Annotated in this window: 12 protein-coding genes; 1 reads left to right on the plus strand and 11 read right to left on the minus strand. The window is 60.9% G+C overall.

The window, feature by feature from the left end:
* Positions 1-64: 64 nt before the first annotated feature.
* From ACEK02_RS31125 to ACEK02_RS31160, 8 genes are all read right to left on the minus strand, one after another.
* Positions 65-1966, minus strand: coding sequence for a potassium transporter Kup (locus ACEK02_RS31125; RefSeq protein ID WP_371425404.1), 1902 nt, complete (start codon positions 1964-1966; stop codon positions 65-67).
* 150 nt (positions 1967-2116) lie between these two features.
* On the minus strand, positions 2117-2941 hold the full coding sequence (locus tag ACEK02_RS31130; RefSeq protein WP_371425406.1) for a flagellar motor protein MotB: 825 nt from the start codon (positions 2939-2941) through the stop codon (positions 2117-2119).
* A 30-nt stretch (positions 2942-2971) separates the two neighbouring features.
* Positions 2972-3745: a motility protein A gene (locus tag ACEK02_RS31135; protein WP_371425408.1), complete on the minus strand. Its 774-nt coding sequence runs from the start codon at positions 3743-3745 to the stop codon at positions 2972-2974.
* 209 nt (positions 3746-3954) lie between these two features.
* The gene (locus ACEK02_RS31140; protein ID WP_371425410.1) at positions 3955-4701 is read right to left on the minus strand and encodes a class I SAM-dependent methyltransferase; all 747 of its coding nucleotides are present in this window, start codon (positions 4699-4701) and stop codon (positions 3955-3957) included.
* 131 nt (positions 4702-4832) lie between these two features.
* The gene (locus ACEK02_RS31145) at positions 4833-5552 is read right to left on the minus strand and encodes an RraA family protein (protein WP_371425412.1); all 720 of its coding nucleotides are present in this window, start codon (positions 5550-5552) and stop codon (positions 4833-4835) included.
* Positions 5553-5710: 158 nt separating this feature from the next.
* Entirely contained in the window at positions 5711-6586 is an 876-nt protein-coding gene (pssA, locus tag ACEK02_RS31150) for a CDP-diacylglycerol--serine O-phosphatidyltransferase (RefSeq protein ID WP_371425492.1), read from the minus strand.
* Between the two features lie 109 nt (positions 6587-6695).
* Positions 6696-7394 (minus strand): phosphatidylserine decarboxylase, encoded by a 699-nt coding sequence (locus ACEK02_RS31155; protein ID WP_068730577.1) that lies wholly within the window; start codon positions 7392-7394, stop codon positions 6696-6698.
* 51 nt (positions 7395-7445) lie between these two features.
* A complete protein-coding gene (locus ACEK02_RS31160) occupies positions 7446-9401 on the minus strand; it encodes an ABC transporter ATP-binding protein/permease (protein ID WP_371425414.1) in 1956 nt (651 codons plus the stop codon).
* Positions 9402-9610: 209 nt separating this feature from the next.
* Between ACEK02_RS31160 and ACEK02_RS31165 the strand changes: the two genes are divergently transcribed.
* Complete coding sequence (locus ACEK02_RS31165) at positions 9611-10216, plus strand: TIGR00730 family Rossman fold protein (RefSeq protein ID WP_371425416.1); 606 nt, start codon at positions 9611-9613, stop codon at positions 10214-10216.
* Between the two features lie 318 nt (positions 10217-10534).
* Here the strand turns inward: ACEK02_RS31165 and ACEK02_RS31170 are convergent, their stop codons facing one another.
* The 3 genes from ACEK02_RS31170 to ACEK02_RS31180 all read right to left on the minus strand — a co-directional run bounded on the left by ACEK02_RS31170 (position 10535) and on the right by ACEK02_RS31180 (position 12901).
* The gene (locus ACEK02_RS31170) at positions 10535-11728 is read right to left on the minus strand and encodes a Fic family protein (protein WP_371425418.1); all 1194 of its coding nucleotides are present in this window, start codon (positions 11726-11728) and stop codon (positions 10535-10537) included.
* A gap of 258 nt (positions 11729-11986) precedes the next feature.
* Positions 11987-12376 carry a VOC family protein gene (locus tag ACEK02_RS31175; protein ID WP_371425420.1) on the minus strand — a complete coding sequence of 130 codons (390 nt, stop codon included), beginning with the start codon at positions 12374-12376 and terminating at the stop codon, positions 11987-11989.
* A gap of 30 nt (positions 12377-12406) precedes the next feature.
* Complete coding sequence (locus tag ACEK02_RS31180; protein ID WP_371425423.1) at positions 12407-12901, minus strand: GNAT family N-acetyltransferase; 495 nt, start codon at positions 12899-12901, stop codon at positions 12407-12409.
* Positions 12902-12994 lie beyond the last annotated feature (93 nt).

Genomic DNA, 12994 nt, shown 5'->3' on the forward strand with positions numbered 1-12994 from the left:
CGGCCCCGATGATCACGCCCATTGTAGCGCAAATCCGGGAACCAGACATGATAAAAGGTTGGACTTAGATCGTCACCTGAGTACCGACTTCCACCACACGTCCTGTGGGGATCTGGAAATAGTCGGTGGCGTCGTTCGCCGAGCGGCTGAGCGCAATGAACAGATGGTCCTGCCACAGCGGCATCCCGGATTGCGCCGATGGCTTCAGCGAACGCCGCGACACGAAGAACGACGTCGCCATGATGTCGAATTGCCAGCCGAGCTTGCGGGCGACGACGAGCGCTTTGGGAACGTTCGGCGATTCCATGAAGCCGAAGCGCAGCTTCACCATCGAGAACTTGTCGCTGATATTCTCCATGCGAACGCGTTCTGCCAGATCGACCTTCGGCGTTTGCGCAGTCTCGATGGTCAGGATCACGTTGTGTTCGTGCAGAACCTTGTTGTGCTTCAGGTTATGCAGCAGCGCGGTCGGCACGAATTCGGGATCGCTGGTGAGAAACACCGCGGTCCCCTTCACCACATGCGGCGGGCGCTTTTCCAGACTCTTGATGAGATCTCGCAGCGGCACTTCGGTGCGACGCGTCTTGGTGATGAGGATCGCAGCGCCGCGGCGCCAGGTCCAGATCATGCCGGCCATCAGCACGCCGAACAGCAGCGGCACCCAGGCGCCTTCCAGCAGCTTCAGGAGATTGGCGCTGAGGAAGGCCAGATCGACGAACACCAGCGGCGCGATAACAGCAGCGGCAGTCGCCGCCTTCCAGTTCCATAACTTCCAGATCACCACAAAACCCATGATGCCGTCGGCAACCATGGTAGTGGAGACGGCGATGCCATAGGCAGACGCAAGACCGCTCGACGACTTGAACAGCAGCACCAGCAGCAATACGCCGATCAGCAGCAGCCGGTTGACGCGCGGCAGATAGATCTGGCCAGCATGGGTCTCCGACGTGAAGCGCACTTCGAAGCGCGGCAGCAGCCCGAGCTGCACCGCCTGACGCACCAGTGAATAGGCACCGGTGATCACCGCCTGGCTCGCGATCACGGTGGCAGCCGTCGCCAGCGCGATCAGCGGCAACAGCATCGATTCCGGTGCCATCCGATAGAACGGATTTTCGATCGCGGCGGGGTTCGACAGTACAAGTGCGCCCTGCCCGAAATAGTTGATCAGCAGCGCCGGCAACACGAAGAAGAACCAGCCGTACTGAATTGGCCTGCGGCCGAAATGGCCGAGATCGGCATAGAGCGCCTCGCCACCGGTCACGGCGAGAAAGACCGCGCCCAGGGTCACGAGACCAATGGTACCGTGGGTCAGCATGAACTGCACGGCATAGTACGGATTGATCGCCTTCAGCACCGTCGGATCATCGAAGATGTGCGAGGCACCCATCAGCGCGAGCGCCGTGAACCAGATGATCATCACCGGACCGAAGGCGGAGGCCACCTTGGCAGTGCCAATCCGCTGCACCGAAAACAACACGACGAGAATCGCGACAGTGACCGGCACGACATAAGGCTCAAGCGCAGGTGCCTTGAGCTTGAGGCCTTCCACCGCCGAGAGCACCGAGATCGCCGGGGTGATCATGGAATCGCCGATGAACATCGAGGCGCCGATCACGCCCAGCACCATCAGCGGCAAGCTCCGCCGCCCCAAAGCGCGCTGGCCAAGCGCCATGAGCGACAGTGTTCCACCCTCGCCATTGTTGTCGGCGCGGAGCAGGAACAGCACGTATTTGGCCGTCACGACGATGAACAGCGCCCACAGGATCAGCGAGAGCACGCCGAGCACGATGACGGGCGTAACCGGGGCGCCATGCGTCGCGCCGTGTACCGCCTCGCGGAACGCGTAGAGCGGCGACGTTCCGATGTCGCCGAACACGACGCCGATACTGCCGACCGTGAGCGACCAGAAGCCGGTATGAACCGGAACTTCGATCGTTCCCTCACCTGTTGTTTCCGTAACGGCCATTCTGCTCGTAACGCCTCTGGACAATCCAGACCCGGCTATGGCGTGCCGGGCAATGCCAGTCAACCGGGACACTAGCCTATCCTGCCGCCCGTCGCTTATGCCGGACGCGGCAAAATGGAGGTGGAGCAGCAAAAAAAGGAATTGACTGTTCTACGGCTTGAGGTTTGGCGGCAGAGGCGGGTCTTCCCGCATCAGCGTAATGGTCACCCGCCGGTTGGCGGCCATGGTCGGATCATCGGGGAACAATGGCTGGCTGTCTGCCTTGCCCGATACCGAGAAGATATGGGACGGCGGCAAGCCTTCCCTTTCCAGAATCTGCCGAACGACATTGGCGCGATCGGCCGACAGATCGAATGCATCATATTCACTGCGCGCAGGCACGAAGCCTGCGGCGGTGTGACCGACGATGGCCACGCGCAGCGGCGTCGCCTTCAGCGGTCCGGCAAGCTTCTGCAGCAACTGACGTGTGCGCTCATAGGGAACCTTTGATCCATCCGCAAACATCGAGCGGCCGTTCTGGTCGATGATCTCCAGATTCAGGCCCTGCTTGGTTTCCTCGAACATGATGTTCTTGGAGATCTCGTTGATCTCCGGCATGTCCTGCAACGCCTGCCGTAACGAGGCAGAAGCGAGCGCGAATTCGCGATCCATCTTCAGCTTGGCGCCGGCCGGGCGACCGCCCTTCTCACTCGGACTGGTGACGTTCGACGCATCTTCCGGAGATACATGGTCCTTGTTCTTCGTCAGACCGCGCGTCGGCAGGCCATCGGATTCGATCACACCGGAATAGCGTGAGTCCGACTGCACGCCGAACGCTTCGCGGACCGAGCCGGCGACGACCTTGAGCTTGGCGCCATCCGGGCTGGAGAACGCCACGAGCATGACGAAGTAACTGAGCAGCAGCGCCATGAGATCGGCGAAGGTCACGAACCAGCCATGGCCGCCGTGTGCTGCTCCGCGTTTTTTCTTCGCCATCGGTGGTTGCTCCGGGCCCGCCCCTGCGTCTTATGCGGGGACCGGCTCCCCCTCTTCATGGCGATGCTTTTCGGGCAGATAGGCGAGCAGCATTTCACGGACCAGCGCCGGGCTCTTCGAGTCACGGATCATGAGAATCCCGTCGATGATAAGCGTGCGGTTGGTTTCCTCGTCGAGCACTTTGACGTGCAGCTTGTCGGCGATTGGCAGACAGATGAGGTTTGCAACCAGCGCGCCATACAGCGTGGCGAGCAGCGCGACCGCCATGAAGGGACCCAGCTTGGACGGATCGGACATATTCGAGAACATCTGCACCATGCCCAGGAGTGTACCGATCATGCCGAAGGCCGGCGCACAGTCGCCGATCGCGCGGTAAATCTTCGAGCCTTCATCGAGATGCATGAGGAAGTTGTCGCGGTCGCGCTCGAGATTGTCGCGGATGAATTCGATGTCGTAACCGTCAGCGACGAAGCGGATGCCTTTGGCGAGAAACGGTTCGTCCGTCTCGACCTTTTCAAGTCCGACCGGCCCCTGCTTTCTGGCGATTTCAGCGATGCGGGCGAGTTCGTCGACAAGATCGCGCGCGGTCAGACGGCTCAGCGTGAATGCATATTTGGCGCCGAGCGGCAGACCATGAATGATGGCCGAGAGCGGAAAACGGATCAATGTCGCGGCGAACGAGCCACCGAAGATGATGATGACGGCGTGGATGTCGTAGAACATCCGGAAATCGCCGCCCATGAGGACCAGGGTACACAGCACGATGATGCCAGCGACGAGACCGACGAGTGTTGTGATATCCATATCAACTCCGACGCTACGCGTATCGAGCAACGCCCGTCCTGGACGGCGGCGCGCCTCGAAATCAGGCCGCGCAAAGCTACCTTAGCGATATCGCGATTAAGGACGCGTTACCGCTTCACCGCCTGTTAATGATAGATTAATGGCGCGCGCGTCCGTGGGACGGATACGGCGAGTTCGTTCAGTAGACAGATTGGGACGATTGTGCGGCGTCAGACAGCGCGCCGGACGACCACGAAGGTACGTGATTCCGGCGCGTGGGTCGGGTCATCGAGAAACTCGATCGGCTTGAGGCCGGCGGCCACGCAGAAGTCTGCGATCGTGTTCTTCGGCAAGGGCTTTGCACCGCGCCACGACGTATCCGCCGTCAACGGATCCCTGCCGAGCAGCGCCTTGATCCTCTGGATGACAGGCGTCGGGACGAACTTGGCGATATGCCAGAGGATCGTCGGATACTCATGCGCCGTTCGGAAGTGAATGAGTCCGAGCCCCGATGGACGCAGGATGCGGGCAACCTCGACCAGATTGGCCTTCACGACATCATGCGATGGCATGTGCTGAAAGACCTCATATGACCATACGAAGTCGGCGGTCTCGGATACCAGGGGAAACACGACGCCATCGCCTGCGACGAAGTCGAGATTGCTGAACGCTGCGGCCGCCGCCTTCGCCTTCTCAACCATGACGTCGGACACGTCGATGCCGACAGCCCTGGTGAAACGCCGCCCCAGGGCCTGTGTGAAACGCCCGACGCCGCAGCCGATATCGACCGCCGTCTTGCCGGCGGGATCAACTGCATATTTTGCGAGAACGGGATCGATCAGCAGCGTCGCGCGGTCGCGACCGAGCGCGAAGAATTTTTCGGGATCGTGATCCCACAGCTCGGTCTCGACGTAAAAGAACGGGTCACGATTTGCGCGCTCATTCCAAGCTTTCTTCATATCCTTGGTCTGAGGCAATACCGTCTCCAATGTCCGTTTTAACGGCGGAACCGGCAATTAGCCCGAAGCCTCCGGCCGCGCAAGCAACCGGAGCTGGTTCGGTATGGTCGGCATCTAACCTTTATTATTAGTCTTAATAGCCCTGCATTTCAGTGTATTTCCGACGAGCGCGCCATCGCCTCTTTCAGCTTCTCGAGCGTGAATGACGGGCTGCGCGCGATATCGAGAATGGGTGTCTCGCGGCGTCCGCACAGCTCAGCTGCCTCCGGAAGTTTCGCGGCGACATCGAGCGGGATCACGACCGCTCCGTGCTGATCGGCATGGATCAGATCGTCCGAACGGACACTCATGCCAGCCACGCGTATTTCCTGACCGAACTCGCTCACATGCACATAGGCATGCGACGGGCCGATGGTGCCGGCGAGGGCCTGGAAGTCCGGCGCCCATTGCGGGATGTCGCGGATCGAACCGTCGGTGACAACACCGAGGCAACCAAGCGCCTTGTGCACGGCGCTGTTCACCTCGCCCCAGAACGCACCATAGCCCACATTGGGCCCGTCGATATCCTGGATCACGCTGATGCGCGGACCGATGCCCGTACCGACATATTCGTAGTAAGCGAGCCGCCGCGCCTTCTGTTCGGCGGCAGGAAGGCCGGAAGCCATGGTCGCGCGAATGGTCGCGGTGCGCGCATAGCCGACGATCGGCGGGAGATTGGGAAACGGACAAACCAGCGGACGCGTGGTGTAGCCGATCAGCCGGCGCTCGGGTGCTACGATCTCCATCGCATTGCAGATGGTCGGCGTGTCATAGCGGCCCAGTGCTTCCAGAACGGATGCGGGCAGCGGACCGGTCGCGGAATTCGTCACGGCGTTTCTCCTGTGTGTGATTATCGCATCCCGTCTTCGCGGGACGTCGTCGTAGCTGAGTGACTCCGGATATAGCCGAGTTCGCTGCACGCCCAAAACGAAATACGGCTGCTCTCCTTCCGGACAACAACCGCATGAATTGTTCGTGAGATGAACAATCAGTTCAGGCGGGCGGGCCGCTCGTCCGGTGCGATCTCTGGTGCACCCGGCGTATAGGGCGCCGATGCATCGGGCGCCGCCGCATCGACCGGCACCACCGACTGCGCGGTAAGCGCGCGTTCCTGATCGCGATACGACTTCCAGCCCAGCGGCAGACTCAGCAGATACATGATCGAGAGTGCCGACAGGATGTGCCAGGGGTAGCCAATCAGCAGCGCAATGAAGAGCACGACGCCGACGAACACCGGCAGCACCATCTCGCGCGGCACCCGCATATTGACCGCCTTGCCGGAGAACACCGGCAACCGCGACACCATGAGGAAGCCGACCAGCAGCGTGTAGAGGGTCGTCAGGATGGCCGGCGGCATCGGCATGCCCAGGAAGCCCAGATAGATCGGCAGCATCACGGTCAGCGCGCCCAGCGGCGCCGGCATGCCCGTGAAAAAGTTGGCGGCGAAGGCCGGCTTGTCTGGATCATCCATGGTAGCGTTAAAGCGCGCCAGCCGCAGGCTGCCGGCGATGGCGAACACCATCGCGGCGATCCAGCCGGCATTGCTGAGATCGTGGAGCTGCCAGAAGTACAGGATCAGGCCCGGCGCCACGCCGAAATTGACGAAGTCAGCCAGACTGTCGAGTTCAGCGCCGAATTTCGACTGGCCCTTGATCATGCGGGCGACACGGCCGTCGACGCCGTCGAGTACGGCGGCGAACACGATGGCCGCAACCGCGAGTTCCATCCGTCCTTCGGTGGACAGGCGGATCGCCGTCAGGCCGGCGCAAATCGCCAGCAGCGTGATCATGTTCGGCACCAGCATCCGGATCGGAATGGTCCGGAACCGGCGACGGCGCGTCTCGGGCGATGGGCTATCTGGCATATGCATGGGTCAACCTTAGCAAACCCCACCCTGCTCCGCCATTGTGGCGTCCTGCAGCCCAAAACGGCGCGACAACGGGGTTAATTACCCCTCGGTCTACCAACCCGGCTTAATCGACGCGGTAGGTCCGGCCGCCGTCACCGATCCGGAAATCGGCCAGCACGGTTTCGCCGGCAATCGCGGTCTGGCCCACGGCCACCAGCGCCTTGCTGCCCTCCGGCAGGTAGATATCCAGCCGGGAACCGAAGCGGATCAGGCCGAAGCGCTCGCCGGCGCTCAGGGTCTGGCCCTCGCGCACGAAGGACACGATCCGGCGCGCCACGAGCCCGGCGATCTGCACCACGCCGATCCGGCCACCCGGGGTCGAAATGACCAGCGAATTGCGCTCGTTGTCCTCGCTGGCCTTGTCCAGCTCGGCATTGATGAACTTGCCTGGCCGGTAGGCGATGCGCTCGATCCGGCCAGCCACCGGGCTGCGGTTCACGTGGACGTTGAAGACGCTCATGAACACCGAAATGCGCAGCAGCGGCTGGTCGCCGAGGCCGAGTTCGGCCGGCGGCAGCACCGGCTGCACCATCGACACCTTCCCGTCGGCGGGCGACACCACGACGCCCTCGCGGGTCGGGGTCACGCGTACCGGATCGCGGAAGAACAATGCGCACCAGACCGTCAGGACCGTGCCGATCCAGCCCAGCGGCGTCCAGATCCAGAACAGCACCAAGCTCGCCAGCGCAAAGGCGCCAATGAACGGATAGCCTTCCTTGTGGATTGGCGGGATCTGGCCACGGATGGAATTTGCGATGGACATGGGTGCTTGAAACCTGGGTTTGGGCAGAATCTGGCCCTGCTTTAGCAGAGATTATTCCGCCGCGTCAGGCGTCATCAGGCGATCGTCGTCCACAACGGGCGGGGCGCGATTGGGGGCCGCAGCATCGTCATCGATCTGGGCGAGCCGTTCGCGGGCCTCCTGGGCCTCGCGCTGCCGGTTCCACATGCTGGCATAGAGACCGCCCGCAGCCAGCAGCTGGCCATGGGTGCCCCGCTCGGCGATGCGGCCCTGATCGAGCACGATGATCTCGTCGGCGCCGACGATAGTGGACAGCCGATGCGCGATCACCAGCGAGGTGCGCCCCTGCGAGACCTTTTCCAGCGCGTCCTGGATCTCCTGCTCGGTATGGCTGTCGAGTGCGGATGTGGCCTCGTCAAGCAGCAGAATCGGCGGGCCTTTCAGCACTGTGCGCGCAATGGCCACACGCTGTTTTTCACCGCCGGAAAGTTTCAGGCCGCGCTCGCCCACTTCGGTCTCGTAGCCCTTCGGCGACATCCGGATGAACGGGTCGATCTGCGCCATGCGGGCAGCTTCCTCGACCTCCGCGTCGGTTGCGTCCCAGCGGCCATAGCGGATGTTGTAACGGATGGTGTCGTTGAACAGCACGGTGTCCTGCGGGACCATGCCGATCGACTGGCGCAACGAGGCCTGCGTGACATTGCGAATGTTCTGGCCATCGATGGAGATCGTACCGCCCGATACATCGTACAGCCGGAACAGCAGCCGCGAGATCGTTGACTTGCCGGCACCCGACGGACCAACGATGGCGACCGTCTTGCCGGCCGGCACCTCGAAGGAGAGCCCCTTCAGGATCGGCCGCTCCGGATCGTAGGCGAAGCGCACGTCGTCGAAACGCACCGCACCCGATGTCACGAGCAGCGGCGGGGCGCCTGGAATATCCTTCACTTCCGGATTGCGGTTGAGGACACCGAACATTTTCTCGATGTCGATGATCGCCTGCTTGATCTCGCGATACACCATGCCCATGAAATTCAGCGGCTGGTAGAGCTGGATCATCATGGCGTTGATCATGACGAAATCGCCCACCGTGTGGGTGCCGTTGCGGACGCCAACCGCGCACATCAGCATCGTCGATGTCAGACCGAGCGTGAAGATGATCGCCTGCCCGGTATTGAGGACAGCCAGCGAGGTATAGGTCTTGACGCTGGCGCGCTCGAAGCGTTCGACCGTCTTGTCGTAACGTTCAGCCTCACGCGTTTCGGCGCTGAAATATTTGACCGTTTCATAGTTCAGCAGCGAGTCGATCGCCTTGGTATTCGCCTCGGTATCGGACTCGTTCATGTTGCGACGGATGGCGATGCGCCACTCGGTCGCCAGATACGTGTAGTACATGTAGACGACCACGGTGATCGCCACCACCAGCACATAGCGCCAGTCGAACTGCCAGAGCAGCACGCCCATCACCAGCAACAATTCGATGATGGTCGGCACCAGTTGCAGGATGACCATGCGCACGATGACTTCGATGCCTGCGCGGCCACGTTCGAGCACGCGGGTCAGACCGCCGGTCTTGCGCTCCAGATGGAAGCGCAGCGACAGTTCATGCATATGGACGAAAGTGAGATAGGCGAGCTTGCGCACCGCATGCATCGCTACCTTGGCGAAGATGCCGTCGCGCCATTGGGTGAAGACCGCCATCAGTACGCGGGTGGCACCGTAGCTGACGGTCATGGCGACCGGCGATGCGATCAGCCACAGCGTCCAGTTCGAGGACTGGACGGGAGCCGTATCAGCGCCGGTCAGCGCATCGATCGCCCATTTGAAGGTGAACGGCACCGTCAGTGTGGCCGCCTTGGCGACCAGCAGCAGCAGCATCGACCAGACGACGCGCATCTTCAGGTCGTCGCGGTCGCCCGGCCAGATATAGGGCCACAAATGCGCAAGCGTCCCGAACAGCGTGCCGCGCTCGATATAGGCCGGGTTAGGAGTTGTCTCGCCGTTCAGCGCGGGATCGGAATCAGACATGCACGGCGCCTGGAACGAACGGAGCGGCGGCCCGGGGCCGGCTCAAAATGGAGGTCGATTTCATTTGAATGCATATAGGCGCTTTGTCGGAACGTCGCACCCTCGGGGAGCATTCTTTTCCCTGCGCAGAGGTGTCCCGGGCAGGAATTTCCCGTATCGCGTTCATTCCGTGTCTTGACGCTGTTATCCCGCAGTGCCACATGGATTCTATGAGCACAATTAAAACGATCTGCGTCTATTGCGGCTCCGGCCCCGGTACCAATCCCAGTTTCGTCGAATCAGCAGTTGCGCTCGGCAAGATCATGGCCGAGCAAGGCATCGGTCTGGTCTATGGCGGCGGCTCCATCGGACTGATGGGTGCGGTAGCCAAGTCCGTACTGGACAATGGGGGCCGGGTTACCGGCATCATCCCGGAGTTCCTGACCAAGCGCGAAAACGCGATGACGGGCGCCCAGGAGCTCATCATTACCCATGACATGCATGAGCGCAAAAGGTTGATGTTCGAGCGCTCCGACGCCTTCGTCGCCCTCCCCGGCGGTATCGGCACGCTGGAAGAGCTGGTCGAACAGCTCACCTGGCAGCAGCTCGGGCGCCACAGCAAGCCGATCCTGATGGCCAATATCGATAACTTCTGGGAGCCGCTGCTCGAACTGCTCAAACACATGCGCTCGACAGCCTTCATCCGGCCGACACTGCCGCTAAATGTGCTGACGGCCGACCGCGCGGAAGACATCCTGCCCCGGCTCCGCACCGCTGCGGCGCTGGCCTCGGACGAAGCCAGGAAGCTGGCTCCGGACGTCGCGACACGGCTCTGACTAACCTCTCTCCGCTTGTGGGGAAGCGGTCGAAGCCAAGCGCCAATAACGCCTCAGATGAGGAGGAGCCAGCGTTTCACTCACCGGCTCCCTCTCACCAGGCTTGAATGACCTTTCGGAGCCTCGGCTTCAATACGAACTAATCGGACAGACTGATTTCTAATGTGAACTCCACGAGTCGCTGCCAAGCTCGTTTGGGCAGCACCGATGAGAAATTCTTTTTTGTTGGACGCAATGTTGCAACGAATTTGTTGGACGCTCTGTCGCGCCACACGGAATGCAAACCTTGCCTCGGCTTGCGCGGGCGCCTGCTCTCTTTTACGTCTCTGGAAATAACCTCGGAAACAGCACGTCGAGCGCCTCGACCGGGAAGCGCAACGAGACCGCACCTTTTGGCGTCTCCGATGCGAGCAGGCCGTCGGCGATGACATCGGCCAATACCCGTCGCGCCGTGCGATCCGGAAGTCCCGTGATACGAGAAATATCGCCACGTTCAAACTGTCCACGAATGAGCGCTTCCTCCAGAAGGCGTATGGCCTCTGGCTTCAGTGTGCTGCTGCGCTCGACATAGGTACGCAGGCGCTGGCCCAGACTATCGAGCTCGAACAGGCTGTCCATGAACTTCACCTGATCGAGACAGACCTGCAGGAACCACAGGATAAATTCGCTGAGCGCTTTGAGCGAGAGATTGCCGCGTCCGTCGAGATCGCCCTGACGCGGCGTGTCCGCCAAATCCATCATTCGCTTGTACTCGCTTGGCGTCTTCAGACCGCGGGCAAGACCGCGTGAGATTGACCAAAGGCCATGCGATCCTATTCCGGAAAGCTGCGCCATAGCATGACTCATCAGGCGGCTGACGCGACCGTTACCATCCGGAAAAGGATGGATGTAGTTGAAGCGATGATGGGCGGCGGCAATCGCCATGATGCGGCCCGCAGTCTTCAAAGATTTGAACGCATAACGCTGCTCGAAATATTTCATGAAGTCATCGACGCGCGCGCTTGATGGCGGGACATGCCGTCCAACTGCCACGTCGTGCTGCGGCTTCGAGCGCCACGCACCTGGCACCATGATGAATTCGGAATCCTTGCCGCTGATGCGCAACATATCTTCCGGCGCGTGGCGATAGAATTCGAGGTGGAGCCATTTGATGAATTCGATTGAGGCCGGCTCGCCGAGTTTGCCGTCGGAGGCAAGACGGTCGATCTCGGTTTGCACGCGCACATGCGCGGCAGCTTCGAGCTGAAGGTTCCTGCGGCCCTCGTCCTGGTCGAGCTTGCCTTCCAGCGCACGGGCAATATCTTTCGGGCGCGTGTTATGGCCCTCAATCAGGTTGCTGTAGTAGGTGTTCATCAGCCGCACGAGGTCGGCAAGGTTAGCAGCCGTGCGCGGATGCAACCCGACACCGAGTTTCGTGGAGGCAACAGACAGATCGGCGATCACGTCGGCGATGGCCTCGGATGTCTCTTCCAGCCTCGCAGGCTCAATGCGCTGTGGGGTTTCTTCTGTCATTTTGGCCGATCATACGATATCGCAAGATATTGATAATTCATACAAAATACGAAATTACCATTAATATTGGCCGATTTCTTGGCCGATCTTGAGGTTGATTACCGACCGCTCTTTCGACATCGTAAGCAATTGATCTTACAGCACAAATTTGTTTTCCGGGTAGATTTTGGCCGATGTTTTGGCCGGTCCTGTGCAAGGCGGAAAACACGATGAGGCTCCCGAAATCGCTTTTCTCGAAAGCGGGTTCGCGGAGCAAAACTACGGCGCAATATCGTCCTTCGGGAACGTCACCACCTCGATGCGATTGCCATCGGCATCGGCGATGAAAGTTGCGTAGTAGCGCACGCGATCATGCGGCCGCAGCGAGGGCGCACTTTCCGAGACGCCGCCAGCGGCCATGGCCGCCGCATAAAACGCATCCACTTCATCCATCGTCCTCGCGCGCAGGCAAAGATGCACACCGCTATCAAGGGATAGAGGCGCCATGCCTGTACGCAGATTGAGCCAGATTTCCGGATAGGCCTTACCGAACCCGACCATTGCCGGACGTGTGACCAGTCGGGACATACCAAGCGGCGCGAAACTGCGCTCGTAGAATGGCACGGCACGTTCGAGATTGCTGACCGCGATGGAGATGTGATCGATCATCGGTCTTCCTCCCCCGCCTTCTCATTTGAGTTAGGACGCCCCAGCTTCGCCCAGCGTTTTCTGCATCGTGGTGTTGGCAAGCCACTCGTCATTCAGCGGCACGCTGTTGCGTTGTGTGGGGATATATCCGCGTTTCCTGAAGAAGGGCTCGGCGGTGTCGCTGGCATCGACGGTCAGCAGCTTGGCGCCGCGTGCACCTGCCAGCCTCTCGATCGCATCGATCAGCAGCGATGCCACACCCTGCAGGGTGGCATTGGGATGCACGTAAAGCAAATCGATGTGGTTGGCGCCCTTCAGCGATGCAAAGCCGACCGGCACGCCGTCCAGTGTCGCGATCAGCGTGAGTTGCGACGCCAGCCGCTTGCCGAACGCCACTTCATCGTCGGCCGTGGCAGCCCAGGCTTCCTGCTGCGCTTCGCTGTAGTCGTCGCCCGTCAATTCTTCGATGCTGGCCACATAGATCGCAGCCGCAATCGCGGTGTCATCCGGCAGGAACGGCCGCAATGCCGGTTTTGCTTCACCCATGGCGCTCACCAGAAATCCACCAGCTTCAGTGCCAGCGCGATCGCGCCGACGATCAATGCCCATTTGAGGGCAATGTAATATTTCCAGTGTTTT

Origin of the sequence: Tardiphaga sp. (genome assembly GCF_041424195.1) — a bacterium.
Lineage (GTDB): Bacteria > Pseudomonadota > Alphaproteobacteria > Rhizobiales > Xanthobacteraceae > Tardiphaga.